Origin of the sequence: Streptomyces sp. NBC_00670 (assembly GCF_036226765.1) — a bacterium.
GTDB lineage: Bacteria > Actinomycetota > Actinomycetes > Streptomycetales > Streptomycetaceae > Streptomyces.
This window is the reverse complement of record NZ_CP109017.1, coordinates 7,305,331-7,322,973: the sequence shown is the minus strand read 5'-3', so window position 1 is coordinate 7,322,973 and position 17,643 is coordinate 7,305,331. Positions and strand designations below refer to the sequence as shown.

19 protein-coding genes are annotated in these 17,643 nt (G+C 74.3%); 11 read left to right on the top strand and 8 right to left on the bottom strand.

The window, feature by feature from the left end; translation table 11 throughout:
- Window positions 1-39 precede the first annotated feature (39 nt).
- Genes OIE12_RS32185 through OIE12_RS32175 form a run of 3 tightly spaced genes read left to right on the top strand, consistent with a single transcriptional unit; the run spans window position 40 to window position 2,888 of the window.
- Window positions 40-1,038, top strand: coding sequence for an N-acetylglucosamine kinase (locus OIE12_RS32185; RefSeq protein WP_329141477.1), 999 nt, complete (start codon window positions 40-42; stop codon window positions 1,036-1,038).
- Window positions 1,025-1,981, top strand: a complete 957-nt coding sequence (locus OIE12_RS32180) for a DMT family transporter (protein WP_329141476.1) — start codon at window positions 1,025-1,027, stop codon at window positions 1,979-1,981. The genes OIE12_RS32185 and OIE12_RS32180 overlap by 14 nt, the downstream gene beginning before the upstream one ends.
- A gap of 52 nt (window positions 1,982-2,033) precedes the next feature.
- Window positions 2,034-2,888, top strand: a complete 855-nt coding sequence (locus OIE12_RS32175; RefSeq protein WP_329141475.1) for a class II fructose-bisphosphate aldolase — start codon at window positions 2,034-2,036, stop codon at window positions 2,886-2,888.
- A 16-nt stretch (window positions 2,889-2,904) separates the two neighbouring features.
- Here OIE12_RS32175 and OIE12_RS32170 read toward each other — a convergent pair whose 3' ends face one another.
- On the bottom strand, window positions 2,905-3,504 hold the full coding sequence (locus OIE12_RS32170; RefSeq protein WP_329141474.1) for a short chain dehydrogenase: 600 nt from the start codon (window positions 3,502-3,504) through the stop codon (window positions 2,905-2,907).
- Between the two features lie 132 nt (window positions 3,505-3,636).
- Between OIE12_RS32170 and OIE12_RS32165 the strand changes: the two genes are divergently transcribed.
- Both OIE12_RS32165 and OIE12_RS32160 read left to right on the top strand, forming a co-directional pair.
- Window positions 3,637-4,518 (top strand): LysR family transcriptional regulator, encoded by an 882-nt coding sequence (locus tag OIE12_RS32165; protein WP_329141473.1) that lies wholly within the window; start codon window positions 3,637-3,639, stop codon window positions 4,516-4,518.
- Between the two features lie 65 nt (window positions 4,519-4,583).
- Entirely contained in the window at window positions 4,584-5,300 is a 717-nt protein-coding gene (locus tag OIE12_RS32160; protein ID WP_329141472.1) for an NADPH-dependent F420 reductase, read from the top strand.
- 10 nt (window positions 5,301-5,310) lie between these two features.
- On the opposite strand, the gene OIE12_RS32155 is transcribed toward OIE12_RS32160, so the two are convergent.
- Together OIE12_RS32155 and OIE12_RS32150 are read right to left on the bottom strand one after the other, a co-directional pair.
- Window positions 5,311-6,834, bottom strand: a complete 1,524-nt coding sequence (locus OIE12_RS32155) for an MFS transporter (RefSeq protein WP_329141471.1) — start codon at window positions 6,832-6,834, stop codon at window positions 5,311-5,313.
- Between the two features lie 13 nt (window positions 6,835-6,847).
- Complete coding sequence (locus tag OIE12_RS32150; RefSeq protein ID WP_329141470.1) at window positions 6,848-7,744, bottom strand: SDR family oxidoreductase; 897 nt, start codon at window positions 7,742-7,744, stop codon at window positions 6,848-6,850.
- A 130-nt stretch (window positions 7,745-7,874) separates the two neighbouring features.
- Here OIE12_RS32150 and OIE12_RS32145 point away from each other — a divergent pair, with 130 nt between their 5' ends.
- Both OIE12_RS32145 and OIE12_RS32140 read left to right on the top strand, forming a co-directional pair.
- Entirely contained in the window at window positions 7,875-8,519 is a 645-nt protein-coding gene (locus tag OIE12_RS32145; protein WP_443053987.1) for a TetR/AcrR family transcriptional regulator, read from the top strand.
- Between the two features lie 47 nt (window positions 8,520-8,566).
- Window positions 8,567-8,965: an AQJ64_40280 family protein gene (locus OIE12_RS32140; protein ID WP_329141469.1), complete on the top strand. Its 399-nt coding sequence runs from the start codon at window positions 8,567-8,569 to the stop codon at window positions 8,963-8,965.
- On the opposite strand, the gene OIE12_RS32135 is transcribed toward OIE12_RS32140, so the two are convergent.
- Window positions 8,953-9,477 (bottom strand): DUF6924 domain-containing protein, encoded by a 525-nt coding sequence (locus OIE12_RS32135; protein WP_329141468.1) that lies wholly within the window; start codon window positions 9,475-9,477, stop codon window positions 8,953-8,955. The two genes, OIE12_RS32140 and OIE12_RS32135, sit on opposite strands and share 13 nt — an antisense overlap.
- A 249-nt stretch (window positions 9,478-9,726) precedes the next feature.
- On the opposite strand from OIE12_RS32135, the gene OIE12_RS32130 reads away from it, so the two are divergent.
- Window positions 9,727-10,497, top strand: coding sequence for a polysaccharide deacetylase family protein (locus tag OIE12_RS32130; RefSeq protein WP_329141467.1), 771 nt, complete (start codon window positions 9,727-9,729; stop codon window positions 10,495-10,497).
- A gap of 82 nt (window positions 10,498-10,579) precedes the next feature.
- Here the strand turns inward: OIE12_RS32130 and OIE12_RS32125 are convergent, their stop codons facing one another.
- A complete protein-coding gene (locus tag OIE12_RS32125; protein WP_329141466.1) occupies window positions 10,580-11,575 on the bottom strand; it encodes an aldo/keto reductase in 996 nt (331 codons plus the stop codon).
- A gap of 129 nt (window positions 11,576-11,704) precedes the next feature.
- Here OIE12_RS32125 and OIE12_RS32120 point away from each other — a divergent pair, with 129 nt between their 5' ends.
- On the top strand, window positions 11,705-12,547 hold the full coding sequence (locus OIE12_RS32120; protein WP_329141465.1) for a helix-turn-helix transcriptional regulator: 843 nt from the start codon (window positions 11,705-11,707) through the stop codon (window positions 12,545-12,547).
- A gap of 101 nt (window positions 12,548-12,648) precedes the next feature.
- Here OIE12_RS32120 and OIE12_RS32115 read toward each other — a convergent pair whose 3' ends face one another.
- Both OIE12_RS32115 and OIE12_RS32110 read right to left on the bottom strand, forming a co-directional pair.
- The gene (locus OIE12_RS32115) at window positions 12,649-13,047 is read right to left on the bottom strand and encodes a GNAT family N-acetyltransferase (RefSeq protein ID WP_329141464.1); all 399 of its coding nucleotides are present in this window, start codon (window positions 13,045-13,047) and stop codon (window positions 12,649-12,651) included.
- A gap of 43 nt (window positions 13,048-13,090) precedes the next feature.
- Window positions 13,091-14,566, bottom strand: coding sequence for an MFS transporter (locus tag OIE12_RS32110; RefSeq protein ID WP_329141463.1), 1,476 nt, complete (start codon window positions 14,564-14,566; stop codon window positions 13,091-13,093).
- Between the two features lie 261 nt (window positions 14,567-14,827).
- Here OIE12_RS32110 and OIE12_RS32105 point away from each other — a divergent pair, with 261 nt between their 5' ends.
- Window positions 14,828-15,700 carry a helix-turn-helix domain-containing protein gene (locus tag OIE12_RS32105; RefSeq protein ID WP_329141462.1) on the top strand — a complete coding sequence of 291 codons (873 nt, stop codon included), beginning with the start codon at window positions 14,828-14,830 and terminating at the stop codon, window positions 15,698-15,700.
- On the opposite strand, the gene OIE12_RS32100 is transcribed toward OIE12_RS32105, so the two are convergent.
- Window positions 15,682-16,554 carry an AraC family transcriptional regulator gene (locus OIE12_RS32100; RefSeq protein WP_329141461.1) on the bottom strand — a complete coding sequence of 291 codons (873 nt, stop codon included), beginning with the start codon at window positions 16,552-16,554 and terminating at the stop codon, window positions 15,682-15,684. The genes OIE12_RS32105 and OIE12_RS32100 overlap by 19 nt on opposite strands.
- A gap of 116 nt (window positions 16,555-16,670) precedes the next feature.
- On the opposite strand from OIE12_RS32100, the gene OIE12_RS32095 reads away from it, so the two are divergent.
- On the top strand, window positions 16,671-17,588 hold the full coding sequence (locus OIE12_RS32095; protein WP_329141460.1) for an MBL fold metallo-hydrolase: 918 nt from the start codon (window positions 16,671-16,673) through the stop codon (window positions 17,586-17,588).
- Window positions 17,589-17,643: the final 55 nt, after the last annotated feature.

Below are 17,643 nucleotides of genomic sequence, written 5' to 3'. Positions count from 1 at the left end.
CACACCGAGCCGATAGGAGGAACGACGATGTTTCTGGGTGTGGATGGTGGAGGCACGAAGACCGCCTTCTGCCTCGTCGACGGCGCCGGGACCGTCCGGGCCGAGGCCCTCGGCGACGGCGCCTACTACTTCGCGGAGAACGGCACGGGCGGCGTCGAGCATGTCGTCCGGGTGCTGGAGAAGGGCATCGCCTCGGTCTGCGCCGAGGCCGGCATCACGACGGACGGCATCGACTACGCCTTCCTCGGCCTGCCCGGCTACGGCGAGGCGCCCCGCGACCTGCCCGCGCTGGACGCCGCCCCCGGGAAGGTCCTGGGCAGCGACCGCTATGCCTGCGACAACGACATGATCTGCGGGTGGGCGGGCTCCCTGGGCGCCGTCGACGGCATCAACGTCATCAGCGGCACCGGCTCCATGGTCTACGGCGAGCGGAACGGCGCCGGGGTGCGGGTCGGCGGCTGGAGCGAGATGTTCAGCGACGAGGGCTCCGCCTACTGGATCGCCGTCCAGGGGCTCAACGCCTTCACCAGGATGAGCGACGGCCGGCTGCCGGAGGGCCCCCTCGCCGACGTGCTCCGCACCCACCTGGAACTCACCGACGACCTCGAGGTCATCGACGTGGTCCTCAACCGCTGGCACGGGCGGCGCAGCGACATCGCCGGCCTGAGCCGCAGCGTCGCCAAGGCCGCCGACCTCGGCGACGAGGCCGCCGCCGGCATCCTCGCCGACGCGGGCCGGGAACTGGCCGCGCTCGTCGACACCGCACGGCGCCGGCTGGGCTTCGCCGCCGAGGAGACGGTCCCCGTCTCCTACTCGGGCGGGGTCTTCGGCTCCGCCGCCGTCCGGGACGCCTTCACCGCGCGACTGCGGGACGGCGCCGGGACGTACGACCTGCGCACGCCCCTGTTCACCCCGGTGGTCGGGGCCGCGCTCTACGCGGCGAAGCGGGCCGGGACCCCGCTGGACACCGCGGCACTCACCGCTCTGCGCACCGGCGCGGGCGCTCACCCCACGGAGGACAGAGATGACGTCTTCTGACCTGGCCGGTGCGACCGGCACCTCCGACAAGAGCCGGAGCTGGATCGTCTACGCCGGACTGCTGGTGCTGTTCTGGGGCGTCTGGGGGGCGACCTCCAGCCAGCCCGTCGAACGGTACGACTACCCGGACGAGATGATCTACATCATCTGGGCCTTCACGATGCTCGTCCCCGCGGGCTTCGCACTGCGGCGTGAGCGCTTCGACCGCCGTCCGGTGGCCGCCGTGTACGGCCTGCTGGCCGGACTCACGGGCGCCGGCGGGCAGTTGCTGCTCTTCCAGGCCCTCGCGGACGGCCCGGCCTATCTGATCTTCCCGGTGGTCTCGCTCTCCCCCGTCATCACCGTCCTGATGGCCGTGGCGCTGCTGCGGGAGCGGATAGCGCGGCTCGCCGTGGTCGGCGTGATCGCCGCGACGATCGCGATCGTGCTGCTCAGCATTCCCGCCGGGGCCGGCGGTGACGTCGACAGCGGCTCCTGGATGGTGCTCGCCGTCATCATCTGCGTGGCGTGGGGCGCCCAGGCGTTCTTCATGCGCAAGGCCGCGCTCGCGGGCGTCAACGACGCCACGACGTTCGGCTGGATGACGATCAGCGGTCTGCTGCTGGTCCCGGTGGCCTATCTGATGATGGGCAGCCTGCCGTCGGCGCCGTGGCAGGCCCCGGCGATCACGGCGGGGACCCAGGTCCTCAACGCGGTGGGCGCGCTGTTCCTCGTCATGGCGCTCAGCCGCGGCAAGGCGAGCGTGGTGGCACCCATCACCAACGCGCTGGCACCGGTCCTGACGATCGTGCTGTCGCTGATCATCTATCAGACCCTGCCCACGATCTGGGGCACGATCGGCATCGTCCTCGCCCTCGCCGGTTCGACGCTCATGGTCTACACCGACGAGAAGCGCGAGGAGAGCACCGTGGCCCCCGGGGCGACGACGGGCGTGACCGGCTAGACCGGCGCCCCCACCCCCTGCCCACCCCGTCTGCCGTCGGAGGAACACCAACATGCCCCTGGTCCCCACCGGAGAACTGGTCGCCCGGGCCGCCGCCGCGCGGCGGTGCGTCGCCGCCTTCAACGTGATCACGCTGGAGCACGCCGAGGCGATCGCGGACGGCGCACAGGCCGCCGGACGTCCGGTGATCCTCCAGATCAGCGAGAACGCCGTGCGCTACCACGGCGGCCGGCTCGCGCCACTGGCGCGTGCCACCGCCGCCGTCGCCGAGGCGAGCGAGGTGGAGCTGGCGCTCCACCTCGACCACGCCACCGACATGGAACTGGTGCGCCGGGCCGCGGACAACGGCTTCTCCTCGGTGATGTTCGACGCGGGCGCGCTCCCCCACGACCGCAACATCGCCGCCACGGCCGAGGCCGCGCGGTGGGCGCACGGGGCGGGGCTGTGGCTGGAGGCCGAACTCGGCTACGTCGGCGGCAAACCGGACGCCCCCGCGAGCGCCCACGCCGCCGGGGTGCGCACGGACCCCGCCGAGGCCGCCGACTACGTCGCACGCACCGGCGTCGACGCGCTCGCGGTCGCCGTCGGCAGCAGCCACGCGATGACGGAGCGCACGGCCTCCCTGGACCACGGGCTCATAGCCCGTCTGCGCGAGGCCGTGCCGGTTCCCCTGGTACTGCACGGTTCCTCGGGCGTCCCCGACGCGGACCTCCGCGCGGCGGTGGAGGCGGGCATGGCCAAGGTCAACATCGGCACGGCCCTCAACGTGGCGTTCACCCGGGGGGTGCGCGACACCCTGGCCGCCACGCCCGCCCTGACCGACCCCAGGAAGTACCTGGGCCCGGCCCGGACGGAAGTGACGGAAACGGTCACCACCCTGCTGTCGGTACTGTCCGCGCCCCGCTAGGGGAGCCGCGGGGCCGTCACCAGACCCGGTACGTCAGGCCGGTCTGCGCCCCCTCTATCGAGCGGACGTAGGCCGTCGCCACACGGGCGACCGGGGCCGGTTCGATGCCGGGGAAGAAGGGGCCGTAGAGCGGCAGGGACTCCTCGACGACGGTCGGGCTGACCGCGTTGATCCGCTGCGGCGGCAGTTCGAGCGCCGCGGCGCGGACGAAGGCCTCCACCGCGCCGTTCGCCGCCGCGGCGGCCGCGCTCGCGGGTACCGGCTGCTCGCCGAGGATGCCGCTGACCAGGGTGAAGGAGCCGTTCGGCGCCACGTGCCGGGCGCCCTGGCGGACCAGGTCCAGCTGGCCGAGCACCTTCCCGCGGAAGGTCGTCACGACGTCGTCGGCGGTGAGTTCGCCCAGCGGCCGGAACACCCCCTCCCCCGCCGCGACCGCCACCGCGTCCAGCGGGCCGGCCTGCGCGTACAGCCGGGTCACCGCCTCGGGGTCGGTCACGTCGGCGATCAGGTCACCGCCGGACCGGCCGACGCCGATCACCTCGTGCCCGCGCTCCGCCAGTGCCCGGCGCACCGCGCCGCCCAGCGTGCCGCCCGCGCCGATCAGAAGAATCCTCACGCTCGCTCCACCGTTCTCATGCCCGTCGAATCCGCAGTCGCGTCCCGGGGTTCCTCCCCGGTGCCTGCGACGCTACGGACGCCGGTACCGCGTACGGAAATGCCGTTTGGGCAGGGTCTATGCTTGGCAGGCATGGATGACGTGGAGCTTCGCCATCTCCGTGCGCTGGACGCCGTGGCCGAGGCGGGCACCGTGACCGCGGCGGCGGCCCGGCTGCACATGACTCAGCCCGCCCTGTCCCGCACCCTCGCCCAGCTGGAGAGCCGCGTCGGCGTGCGGCTCGTCGACCGTTCCAGCCGGCACCTCGCCCTCACCTCCGCCGGGACCACCCTGCTCGGGCACGGGCGGGCGATCCTCGCCCGGCTCGACGCGGCGCTCGCCGACACCCGGACGGTGGTGCGCCCGCTGCGGCTCGGTTACACCTGCGCGGTGCTGGGGCGGCAGACCGTGCCGCTGCTGCGCTCGTGGCGCCGTACGCACCCGCGTGTCCCGCTCGACGTGGTCCGGCAGGACAACAGCACCGCCGGGCTGGCCACCGGCGACACCGATGTGGCCGTGCTGCGCACCCGCCCCGCCGGCCCGCTGTTCCACACCGAGGCCCTCTACACGGAGGACCGCGTCGCCGCCCTCCCCGACGACCACCCGCTGGCCGACCGGGAGACGGTACTGATGGCCGAGCTCACCGCCCGGCTCGCCGCCCCCGGCTCCGACCTCCCGCTCGCCCTGTGTCCCGACACCGGCACCGCCGCGCCCGAGCTGTGGCCCCCGGGGCAGCGGCCGGCCCGTACGGTCGAGGTCGGCAACGTGGACCAGTGGCTCAACCTCATCGCCACCGGTGGGGCGTTCGGCCTCGGCACCTCCGGCACGGCGCAGAGTTTCGGCCACCCGGGGGTCCGGTTCGTCCCCGTCCGCGACGCCCCCGCCGCCACCGTCTATCTGGCCCGCCCGGCCCACCCCACGCATCCGCTCACGGAGGAGTTCGCCGCGGCGGTCCGGGAGACCGTGAGCGCCTGAGCACCACGGGCCGCCCGCGGCGGGCGCGTGCGGAATACCCGTGGAGCACGGCTGGTTGGCCCGGCATGGCCACCCTGGGACTCATCGGCAGCGGACGGATCGGCGGCACGCTCGCGCGGCTCGCCGTGGCGGGCGGACTGGACGTCGTCCTCAGCAACTCGCGCGGCCCCGGCACCCTCGCCGGTCCGGTCGCGGAACTCGGCCCCCGGGCCCGGGCGGCGCCCCCCGCCGAGGCCGCGGCGGCGGGCGACTGGGTCGTGGTGAGCGTCCCCGTGAAGGCATACGAAGCCCTGCCGCGCGCGTCCCTGGCGGGGAAGACCGTCCTGGACACCGGCAACTACTCACCGCAGCGCGACGGCGGGATCGAGGCCCTGGCGGACCGCTCGCTCACCAGCGGCGAACTGCTCCAGCGTCACCTCGGCGCAGCGGCACACGTCGTCAAGGCGTTCAACAACATCCACCACCAGCACCTCGCCGTCCTCGGCAGGCCGGCGGGCGCGCCGGACCGCACCGCGCTCCCCCTCGCCGGCGACAGCGCCGAGGCCAAGCGGCACGCGACGGAACTGCTCGACGTCCTCGGCTACGACGCCGTCGACGCGGGACCGCTGGAGCACGGCAGGCTGTTCGCCCCGGGCACGCCCGCGTACGGGGCTCCGTACTCGGCGGCGCCCGGCGACTCGCTCGGCTCCCTGGCGGCCGGTCCCGCCTCGGCCGATTTCCTGTCCTTCGGGGCGGGCCCGGCCTCGGCCGCCGAGATCCGCGCACTGCTGGCCAAGGCCTGACGGGCGCACCTCAGCCGACGGCTCGGCGGGCCCTCCGCGCCGCCCAGCTCAGCTCGGCGACCACCAGCGTCCCCGCGGCGAGCACCACGACGGCGGCCACCTGCAAGGCCGTCTGGGCGCTCGCGGTGTAGGCGGCGACGATCGCCCGGTGCCGCCCCGGCGCGACCGCCAGTGCCTCGGCGACACTGCTCGGTGTGTGGCCGGGAGCGAAGGCGCCGGGCGCCCGGCCCGGCAGCTCGTGGACGAAGCGCCCGGTGAGGACCGTGCCGATCACGGCGACGCCGAGCGCGCTGCCGAACTCCCGTGTCGTCGCCTGCAGTCCGCCCGCGACACCGGCCTGTTCGCGCGGCAGCGCGCCGGCGATCGCCGCGGTGAGCGCCGGCAGCGCCAGGGTGACTCCGGTGCCGACGACGACGAGCCAGACCGCGTAGGCGGCGTAACCGGCGCCGACGGTGGCGGCGAGGCCGAGGAGGCCGAGTCCGGTGACGGTGAACGAGGCAGCCAGCACGCTCCGGTCGCCGAACCGGGCGACGAGGGCGGGCACGTACCGGGTGCCGGCCAGCAGCGGCACGGTCATCGGCAGGACGGCGAGCCCGGTCCGCAGGACGGAGTACCCGCGGCCGTACTGCATCAGTGAGGCGTTGAGGAAGAAGAAGCCGAACATCCCGAAGAAGACGACCAGCATCCCCAGACAGGCGGCGCGCAGGGCCGGCACGGCGAACAGCCGCGGGTCCAGCAGGGGTTGCCGCACGCGCAGTTCACCGGCGGCCCACAGGCCGTACAGGACCAGGGAGCACCCGAAGGCACCGAGCACCACGGCGCTCCCCCAGCCCTGTTCCGGCCCCTGGATGATGCCGAGCAGCAGGGCGAGGGTGGCCAGGGTCAGCAGGACGGCGGCGCGCAGGTCCAGGTCGCGCCGGCCGCGCGGGCTGCGGGGCGCCGCCACCGCCACCCACAGCGCGCACAGCAGGGCGAGGGGCGCGACGGCGGCGAAGAGCAGCCGCCAGGACCCGGCGCCGAGGACGGCGCCGCCGCCCACGTTGCCGATCATTCCGCCCAGACCGGACATGGCGGCCCAGACGGCGATCGCGCGGGAGCGGCGGGCCGGCTCGGTCGCGTGCAGCAGTACGGCGAGCGCGTTGGGCAGGACGCAGGCGGCCCCGATGCCGGTGACGGCACGGCCGACGAGCAGCACGCCCACACCGCCGGCGGCGGCCGAGACGACGGCCCCGGCGGCGAGCACCAGCAGGCCGCCGAGCAGCACCCCCTTGCGTCCCACCCGGTCGCCGAGGGCGCCGGCCGGGATCACGAGACACGCGAAGAGCACGACGTAGCTGTCGACGATCCACAGGAGCTGCGCCGACGAGGGGTGCAGGCTCCCGGCGGCCAGCGGGGGTATCGCGAGGTTGACCGCCGCGACGAAGCCGACGACGAGGACGGTGCAGAGGCAGACGCAGGCCAGCACGTTCCGCGCCCCGCCCGCCGGGGCGGCGCCGGACGGCGCCGCCCCGGGGGCCGGGGGCCGCGGGGACACGAGACCTCCCGGCTCAGACGAGGGCATACGCACCGGCCTCGATGTCCTCGACCAGGGTCGGTCCGGTCGGGGTCCAGGACAGCGCCGCGCGGGTGAGCTCGCTGGACGCGGTCATGGTCTGCGCGAAGAAGCCGCCGACGAACCCGAAGTGCGCGCCGGCGTCCTCGGGGGCGACCCGGACGACCGGGACGCCGAGATACCGCCCGATGGCCTCGGCGATCGCCCTGGTGGTGACGGCCTCCTCGGCGCACACATGCAGCCGGGTCCCGGCGGGAGCCTTCTCCAGGCCGAGCCGGAGCAGCCGGGCCGCGTCCGAGCGGTGCACCGCCGACCAGGTCGTGGAGCCGTCGCCGATGTAGCCGGACACGCCCTGCTTGCGGGCCGCGTCCGTCAGGAACTTGACGAAGCCCCAGTCGCCCGCACCGTGCACGCTCGGCGCGAAGCGGCCCACGACCGTGCGCACGCCCCGGTGCACGTAGTCCAGCGCGAGGTTCTCGCTGCCGCCCCGGTTCGAGCCGGGCCCCACGGCGGGCGAGACGTCCGTCTCCAGGACGGGCCGGCCCCGGAAGAGGCCGGAGAGCACCGACGCGACGACGAACGGGCGGTCGCTGCCCGCGAGTTCGCGGGCGAGGGTGTCCACCGAGGCCCGCTCGGCGCGGTCCGACCCCGCGGGGTCGGACCAGTCGTGTTTGTTGGCCAGGTGGATGACGCCGTCCGCCTCCGCCGCTCCCCGGCGCAGCGCGCCCAGGTCGTCCAGGTCGCCGCGCAGGACGCCCGCCCCCTTCCGTTCCAGTGACCGCGCGGACCTCTCCGAGCGGGCGAGGCCGACGACCTCGTGGCCCGCGGTCAGCAGGTCGTCGACGACGGCGGATCCGATCCAGCCGCTCGCTCCGGTCATGAACACACGCATGCGTGTGGCCTCCTTCTCGCCCTCTCCAGGGCGGTCGCAACGGGCACGGCGCCCCGAATCCGAGTTACGGAGCACCATGTCCAGAAAGCTAACAGATACGAGACACCGTGTCCATGTATAGAATTCCGGGGTGACGGAAGCAGCGAAGAGGGCCAGGGCCGGGCTGGGCGCGGACAAAACCGGCGCGAAGGAGTCCGGCACCGGCGGACGGCCGCGCAGCGAGGAGGCGCGCATGGCCGTGCTGCACGCCGTCGACGACCTGCTGCTGGAGGTCGGCTATGCGGGCGTGACGATGAAGGGCATCGCCGAACGGGCGCGGGTCTCGCGCCAGACCGTCTACCGGTGGTGGTCCACCAAGGCGGAGATCCTCTTCGAGGCCAGCGTCAACGACGCCACCGAGGAACTGGCCGTCGAGCCCACGGACGACCCCGTGGAGGATCTGACGACGTATCTGGAGGCGCTGGCCCGCTTCCTCGCCCACTCGCCGGCCGGTGCGGCGTACCGGGCGCTCATCGGGGAGGCGCAGGGCGACTCGGCCGTCGCGGCGCTCCTCGCGCACAAGGACGTCCTCGGCGACAGCGCCCGCGCCGTCGTCACGCGGGTACTGGGGAAGGGACCCGGCGCGCTCCCCCTCGAACAGGCCACGGCCCTGCTGGTGGGGCCGACGTTCTTCTGGATCCTCAGCGGCCGCGACCCCGGCCGGCTCGTCGCACGCGAGCGGGCCGAGGCGTTCCTGCACGAGGTCCGGGCCGGGGAGATCATGGGCACGGCGTGAGACCCGGCGTGGCACGGCATGAGACCCGGCGGGGAACGGAGGAGCGTATGGACGCGACGGTGAAGTGGGTGGACGCCCGGGAGGGGTTCCCCGACGACGGGGCGCCTGTGGCGGCGGCGGTGACCGGCACCTACCCGCCCGGGGAGGACGAGGACGGCCCGATCGGCCCCGAGGACTACTGGATCGTGCTGCCGATGCACTTCGAGCGGCGCCATTTCGCCGAGGACGGCACCGAGTACCACGACTGCTTCGTCGACTCCGACGGTGTCGTCCGCTTCCCGTACGGCGGCCCGCCCTGCGAGGAACCCGTCACCCACTGGGCGGCGCTGCCCACCCTGCCCGGCCTGTCCGTGCACCTCGTGCTGGGCGGGACGGCACCGGTCCTGGTCCGGGAGACCCTGGAAGCCGGCGACGTGGGCGGGGACGGGGACGGTCAGCCGCGCTGATTCCCCGGTCCGGGCACCCTGCCCCGCACCCGCGCGAACGACGGAACGCCCTGCGCGTCCTGCGTACCCTGTGCGCCCCGCAACTCGGCCAGGGCCTGGCGGTGACGGTCGGAGAGGCGGTAGACACCGTCCTCGCCGAGGGAGCCGGACTCGAGGTAGTCGTCGAAGCTCTGGTTCTGGATCGCCAGATTGCCGAGGACGGAGGCGAACGCGTCGGGAACGGCCACGCGCAACGTGCGGCCCGGCTCCTCCTGGACGTCGATCAGGAGCAGCGTGCGCTCCTCGGCGGCGAACGTCTCGCGGTCGGCGACGACGAGCGTCGGATACCGGCTGCCGTCCGGGACCAGGGCGAGCAACTCCGGTACGGACAGGCCCTCGTGGGCCCGGTCCGCCATGACCGTGAGCCAGCTCTGCTCGATCTCCTCCAGCAGCGCCCGCCACGCCGCGTCGTCGGTGAAGTCCGTGCGCAACAGCGGGGAGAAGTCGGTCCCGCTCAACGGTGCGGCGCTCATGTGTCCTCCGGCGTCCGGGAAGCCCCGAGTGTACACACGGCCCGCACCGGGGCCGTGCGGTCCGTGCGCGTCAAGTGGGCGCCGACGGAGCTTCGTTGACGTCCTCCCGGCCCGCCGGTGCGGTGGGCGTTGTCCCCGGTTTCCCGCGGAATTGTTCTTGATCGGTAACAGCGGGATCCCTCGGGCCCGTTCTGCCGTCTGCTGGGGTGCAACGGGAACGACGAGGACACCACGAACGGAGCGGCGGACATGAGCAGGCAGGGTGGACGGGGTTGGCACGGCCGGGTGCTCGCGGCGGCGGTCGGGGTGACGGCGGCGGTCACGGCCACCGCGTTGTGGACCGCGGGGACCGGCTCGGCCGAGGGACACGGTGTCACGGCGCACCCGTCCGCCACTGCCGACCGCGCCCCGAAGAAGGTGTCGGTGGAGATCGCCCACGCCTCGGACAAGGGTGACCGCGGCGTCAACATCACCATCGACGACGGTCCCGACCCCACCTGGACGCCGCAGGTGCTGAAGGTGCTCAAGGAGAACGGGGTGAAGGCCACCTTCTGCATGGTCGGCACCCAGGCCCAGGCCCACCCGGACCTGGTGAAGGCGGTCCTGGCGGACGGGCACCGGCTGTGCGACCACACGGTGTCGCACGACGTCACCATGGACAAGAAGTCCGAGGCCTACCAGTCGCAGCAGATCCTGGACGCCGAGAAGATGATCACCAAGGCGTCCGGGGGCGTGCGCCCGCAGTACTACCGGGCGCCGGGCGGCGCGTTCACCCCGTACAGCCGCGACCTGGCCGCCTCCCGTGGGATGCGGCCGCTGGGCTGGAACGTCGACACCAAGGACTTCGAGCACCCCGGTACGGCCGCCATCGTCGCCACCGTCAAGCAGGAGATCTCCAACGGCCCGACGGTGCTCTTCCACGACGCGGGCGGCGACCGCTCCGAGACCGTCGAGGCGCTGCGCGAGGTGCTGCCGTGGCTCAAGCAGCAGGGGTACAGCTTCGGGTTCCCGGTGCGCTGAGCGGGGCGCGCCCGTCACCCACCCGTCCCGCGCCCGCCGAGCGCCCCTCACCCACCCGTCCCGTGCCCGCCGCGCGCCTGCCTCAGTTTCCCGTGCCGAGGGCGGCCATGAAGGCGGACGGGTAGCGGTCGCCGCGGGCCGCGCCCCGGGGGACCGCCCGCTCGATCGCGGCGAGGTCGTCCGCGGTCAGGTCCACCTCCAGCGCGGGCAGCGCCTCGGCCAGCCGTTCGCGGGTGCGCGCGCCGACGAGCGGCACGATGTCCTCGCCCTGGGCGGCCACCCAGGCGATGACGAGCTGGGCGACCGTGCACCCCTTCTCCTCGGCGACCGCGCGCACCGCCTCCACCAGTGCGAGGTTGTGCTCCACGTTCCCGTCCGCGAACCTCGGGCTGTGGGCACGGAAGTCGCCCGGGCCGGCCCGGTGGCCGGCCTTCCAGTGGCCGGAGATGAGGCCCCGGCCGAGGACGCCGTACGCCGTCATGCCGATGCCGAGCTCCCGCAGCGTGGGCAGGATCTCCGCCTCCACCCCGCGGGAGAGCAGCGAGTACTCGATCTGCAGGTCGGCGACCGGATGCACGGCGTGCGCCCGGCGGATCGTGGCCGCGTCCACCTCCGAGAGGCCGAGGTGACGCACGTATCCGGCGTCGATCACCTCCTTGATCGCGCCGACCGTCTCCTCGATCGGCACCTTCGGGTCCAGCCGGGCCGGGCGGTAGAGGTCGATGTGGTCGGTGCCGAGCCTGGTCAGGGAGTGGGCGAGGAAGTTCTTCACCGCCTCGGGGCGGCAGTCCTGCGTGCCGGGCCCGGGCACGGGGCTGCGCAGCTCGCCGAACTTCACACTCAGCAGGTAACTGTCCCGGTCCCGGCCGCGCAGTGCCTCCGCGAGCAGCATTTCGTTGTGGCCCATGCCGTAGAAGTCGCCGGTGTCGATGAGCGTGACGCCGGCGTCCAGTGCCGCGTGCACGGTGGCGACGCTCTCCGCGCGGTCGGTCTCGCCGTACGGTCCCGACATGCCCATCGCGCCCAGGCCCAGCGCGGAGACGGTGGGGCCGGTGCTGCCCAGGGTTCGCGTCTGCATCGTGTTCTCCTCACGTCGTCGGTGCACTGTCCACTGTGACCGTGCGCGGCGGGACGCGGGAGCGGAGCGTTCATCGTGGGAGAGCCGCTCCCTGGATGGCACCGGCCGCCGGGAGGGACGATGGACGGCATGGAACGTGAGCAGCTCGCCGACTTCCTGCGCCGCCGCCGGGAGGCGATCCGCCCGGCCGAGGTGGGGATCACCGACGGCCCGCGCCGCCGTACCGCCGGTCTGCGCCGGGAGGAGGTGGCGATGCTGGCGGGGATGTCGGTGGACTACGTCGTACGGCTCGAACAGGGCCGCAGCAGTCAGCCCTCGCCGCAGCTGCTGGGCGCGCTGGCCCGGGCGCTGCGGCTGTCCGACGACGAGCGCGCGCACCTGTTCCATCTGGCCGGGCACCCGCCGCCGCCCGCCGAGGGGGTGGCCCGGATGGCCCGCGCGGGGCTGATCCGCATGCTCGACCTGCTCGGCGACGCGTCGGCGCTGGTCATGTCCGACCTGGGCGAGATCCTCGCCCAGAACCGGATGTCGGTACTGGTGGGCGGCGACCGTACGGGGTTCACCGGCGACCGGCGCTACCTCGTGCACCGCTGGTTCACCGAACCCGCCGAGCGGGCGGGCCGGCCGCCCGAGGAGCACGCGCACCATTCCCGGCAGCTCGTGGCCGACCTGCGCGCGGCGGCCGGCCGCCGTGCCGGCGACCCGGTGGTCGCCGGGCTCGTCGCACGGCTGCGGGCGGCGAGCCCCGAGTTCCGCGAGCTGTGGGAGGCCCACGAGGTGGCGGTACGCCGCGCCGACCGCAAAACCCTGCTGCACCCGAGGGTGGGCCCCCTCCTGATGGACTGCGAAACCCTGATCACCCCGGACCAGGGCCAGCAACTGCTGGTCCTCACCCCGGCGGACGCGGAAACCCGCGAACGCCTGGAGCTGCTACGCGTCCTGGGGGTCGAGGAGTTTCCCACGAGACCGTGACTCCGCGCCCGAAACGGGCGAAGCCCCGCGAAGGGACGGGAAGGGACGGGGCGGGGCGGGGCGGGGCGGCGGCGAAACAAACACCCCGCCCTCCCACCGCCTCACAAACCGATCAGCCCCGCCGCCGTCTCCCCGAACCCGCACGCATCCAGGTAGAACCCCCGCAGAGGTTCCTCGAAGTCGACATGCAGCCACTCGCACCCGGCCGCCCGCGCCCGCTGCACGGCGACGGCGACGAGCCCCGCCCCGACCCCCGCCCCCCGCTGCCCCCGGCCGACCACCGTGTCCAGGAGGAACGCGTGGGACCCCCCGTCCCAGACCACGTTGACGAACCCGATCAGCGAGCCGTCCCGTCGCGCACAGACCCAGCCGAGGCTGTGGCGTGCGAGCCGGCCACGCCAGTCCGTGTCGTCGACGGCGTGCCCGAACCCCTCGGCATGGAGCGCGTTGAGGGAGGCGTTGTCGAAGGCCCCCCGCCACTCGTACTCGACAACTGTCACGGGAAGGAGCGTAAGCCCCACCCGCCACCGGGCAAACGTCGTTTCAGCCGCGCGGCAGCAGCGCGCGGGAGAGCGCCGCGGTGGCGAGCAGCAGCGCCGCCACGGCGAGCAGCCCCACCCGCATGCCCGGCAGGGAGAACGCGCCCCCGGAACCGGCCACCAGGCTGCCGAAGAGGGCGACGGCGAGGGCGCCGCCGGTCTGGCGCAGGGAGTTGAGCAGCCCCGACGCGGTCCCCGCCCGCTCCCCCGGGACGGCGTCCATCAGCAGCGCGGTGAGCACGGGCACCACCACCGCCCCGCCGATGCTCAGCGGCAGCAGCAGGACCAGTACGAGCCACACCGGGGTGTGCGCGGCCAGCGGCAGCATGGTCAGCATCGCCCCCGCGAACACCACCTGCCCGACCACGAGCACCGGCCGCCGCCCGTACCGCTCCGCCAGCCGCGGCGAGAGGAGGTTGGTCGCGGTCACCACCACCGACATGGGCACGAACATCAGCCCGGCCGCGGTCCCCGACATCCCGCGCAGCTGCTGGTAGTACAGCCCGAGGACGAAGATCCCGCCGTAGAAGGCGGCGTTGAGTGCGAACCCGACGACGAGCGGCACGGACACCCGGCGGTCGGTCAGCATGCCCAGCGGCACCATCGGCCGGCGGTGCCGGGCCTCCACCGTACGGAAGGCGACGGCGGAGACGACGGCGAGCGCGGCGGCGCCGAGCACGGGCGCGCTGGTCCAGCCCAGACGGCCGCCCTCGATCACGGCGAACGCCAGCCCCGCGAGGGCGAGTACGGCGGTGAGCTGGCCGCCGGGGTCCAGGGCCGCCGGCCGGGACGGGGAGCGCGGCACCCGGGCCAGCAGGCCGAGGATCACCACGCCGACCGGGAGGTTGAGGAGGAAGACCGCCCGCCAGCCGGCCGCGTCGGTGAGCAGTCCGCCGAGCACCGGGCCCGCGGCCATGGCCACCGAACCGCCGACCGTCCACACCGCGAGGGCGCGGGCCCGGGCCCGGGGGTCGTCGTAGGCCTGCCGGATCAGGGCGAGGGAGGCCGGCATGACGACGGCGGCCGCGGCGCCCTGTGCCACGCGCGCGGCGACCAGTGCGCCGATGCCGGGCGCGAGGGCGCAGCCGAGGGAGGCGAGGGTGAACAGGGCGACGCCCCAGGCGTAGGCGCGGCGGGCGCCGGCGCGGTCGGCGAGGGCGCCGGCGGAGAGCATCAGGGCCGCGAACATCAGGGTGTAGGCGTCCACCACCCACTGCAGTCCGGCCATGCCGCCGTGCAGGGAGTTCCCGATCGCGGGGAGGGCGATGTTGACGGCCGAGACGTCGATGGTGATGACCGTGAAGCCGAGCAACGAGGCGAGGAGGCCCGGCGTGCGGCCGTGGCTGCCGCCGGGCCGGCGGCCCGGGGGCCGTTCCCGTGGTCCGGGCCCCGGGGGCGGGGCCTCGTCCCCGGCGGAGGTGCCGTCGGGCAGGGGCACGGCCGGGGAGTGGGTGGGGACGGAGGGCGGGGTGGACGGCATGGTGGCTCCTCTGGTGGCCGGTCGGCCGGTACGGACGTGGGTGGTGCGTGCGCGGGTACGGGAACGGCGGGCGGCCTCGGGCCGTCGGGGACGCGGTCCGGTGTCGCGCACCCCCTGGGCCCCGGCGGCCGGGCCGCCCGCTCCGGGGTCAACTCTGCGCTCCCGCGCCGCCGTCCGGCAGACCGCGCCGTTCCCGGGGTGCCGCGTTCCTGGCCCTGACACGGCCCCCCACCCACCTTTCCCGCCTGCGACAATGGGCGGATGGCAGCAGCGGACGTACGGGGCACCGAACTCGGCAGATATCTGAAGGCCCGCAGGGCACAGGTGCGCCCGGAGGACGTCGGGCTCCCGGCCGGGGCGGGGCTGCGCCGCACGCCGGGGCTGCGCCGGGAGGAGCTGGCCGCGCTGGCCGGGGTCAGCGTCGACTACTACATCCGGCTGGAGCGCGGCCGGGAGACCAACCCCTCCCCCGCCGTCGTGGACGCCCTCGGCCGCGCCCTGCGGCTGCGCGGCGACGGCTACGAGCGGCTGCACGAGCTCGCGGAGCTGGCCTCCGGGCGGGTCGGCGAGCTGCCCGCCTCCGCGGACCACACCGTGCGCGACTCGGTGCTGCGGATGCTGGAGTCGGTGCGCCCGCTGCCCGGGTACGTGGTGAGCCGCTACAACCGGGTGCTGGCCGCGAACCCGCCCGGCCGGCGGCTGCTGCCCGGGCTGTGGGACTGGCCGGAGGAGCAGCGCAACATCACCCGCTACCTGTTCCTCCACCCGGTCGGCCGCACGCTCTACGAGCCGTGGGAGGACACGGTGGCCTCCTCGGTGGCGCATCTGCGGGCGGTCGCGGGAGCCGATCCGGACAACCCCGAGCTGACCGCACTGGTCGGCGAACTCACGGTGAAGTCACCGGAGTTCGCGCGGCTGTGGGAGCGGTACGACGTGTGTGAGCGCGGCGGCGGGCAGAAGTGCTTCCGGCATCCGAAGGTCGGCGCGATGACGCTGACGTTCGAGGTGATGCGGCTGGCCCGGACGGGCGGCCAGCGGATGGTGGTCTACCAGGCGGTGCCGGACACGCCGGACGAGCGGGCCATGCTCCGCCTGGACCCCGCGGACGCCCGGGACTACGCGGACGCGCGGTAGTGGCCCGGGGTGTGGCCGAAGTGGCGTTTGAAGGCGTGTGAGAAGGCGAACGGCGAGCCGTATCCGACCTGTCGTGCGACGGCGGCGAGGGGCTGGTCGCCCGTCCGGAGCAGCCGTGCCGCGCTGGTCATCCGCCACCAGGTGAGGTAGGTCATGGGCGGCTGCCCGGTGAGCGCGGTGAAGCGCCGGGCCAGGGTCGCGCGCGAGAGGCCGACGCGGGCGGCCAGCTCCTCCAGCCGCCAGGGGGCGGCGGGGTCGGTGTGCAGCGCCTCGAGGACCGCCGCGACCTCCCGGTCGCGCAGGGCGCGCGGCCAGCCGCCGTCCGGATGGTCGTCGAACCAGGCGCGCGCCATGTAGACGAGCAGGAGGTCGAGGAGACCGGAGACGACGGCGTCCCGGCCGGCCCGGCCGCCGCTCACCTCGGTCGCGAGCAGGTCGACGGCCGCGCGCAGCCCGGGGTGGCGGCCGGGCCCCGCGGGCAGGTGGACGACGTCGGGGAGCGCGGCGAGCAGGGGGTGGCCGCGGGTGTGGTCGAGGCGGTACTTGCCGCACAGGAACTCGGTGCGGCCGTCCGGGTCGGCCACCGCCCCGTCGAGCGGGACCGCGCCCTCGGCCCGGGGCGCGTGGGAGAGGACGTGGGCGCTGCCGTGCGGGACCAGGACGACGTCTCCGGTGCCCAGCGGCACGGGTGCGGCGCCCTCGGCGAGCAGCCAGCCGGTGCCGCGCAGCAGGACGTGGAAGCCGGCGCCCTCGTAGCGGTCGAACCGGTAGCTCCAGGGCGGGTCCACCCGGAGCCGGCTGGAGGAGGGCCGGCCGGTGCGCATGGTGGTGATCACGTCGCTGAGTACGTCCACCCTTTCACCGTAGCCCAGGGGCGCGGGCACCGGAACGGGCAGCGGTGAGACGTCCGCGCAACGAGGTGAGCCATTCACGCATGGATCGGCTCACTGCGGCGTCGTAGCGTGGTCGTATGCAACGTTTCGTTCTCGGCGAGGTCGAGGTCACCAAGGTGGTCGAGTGGCAGGGCGAGATCGCGCCCGCCCGGTTCATGGTCCCGGACAGTCCGCCCGGGATCTGGCGGGACAACGCGTCCTGGCTGGCGCCGGACCACTGGCGGCCGGAGACCGACGCGTACCACGGTGCCGTGCAGACCTGGGTGCTGCGCAGCGAGGGCAGGGTGATCCTCGTCGACACGGGCGCGGGCAACGACCGGACCCGGCCGCAGGTGCCGCTCTTCGACCATCTGCGGACGGACTTCCTGGACCGGCTGGCGCGGGCCGGTGTCCGGCCCGAGGACGTGGACGTCGTGATCAACACACATGTCCACTACGACCACGTCGGCTGGAACACCCGGCTGGACGGCGACTCCTGGGTGCCGACGTTCCCGAACGCCACGTATCTGATCCCGAGGACCGACCAGGTGTACTTCGACCCGCGCAACGCCCACCGCCGCCCCGCGCCCCGGGACGAGTACGAGCAACGGCGGCGCGAGGGCAGCCACTTGGTGTACGCGGACAGCATCACGCCGGTCCTGGACCGGGCCGTGCTGTGGGAGGGCGGGCACCGTATCGACGCCCATCTCACCCTGGAGCCGGCGCCGGGACACACCCCGGGCTCCTCGGTCGTCCGGCTGTCCTCCGGCGGTGACCGCGCGGTGTTCGTCGGCGACATGCTGCACAGCCCCGTACAGATCCTCGAACCGGAGTACAACAGCTGCTTCTGCGAGGACCCCCGGGCGGCGGCCGCGACCCGCCGCTCCGTACTCGAACGCGCCGCCGACCTCCGCGAACTGGTCGTCCCCGCCCACTTCGCGGGCCCCGGCGCGGCCGAAGTCCGCCGCGACGGCACCCACTTCGCGATCGCCGGCTGGGCCCCCGGCGGCAACTGACGTCCGGCCGAGTGGCGGTGTGGAGGCATGCGGAGCGTGACGCTTCGTCAGTAGA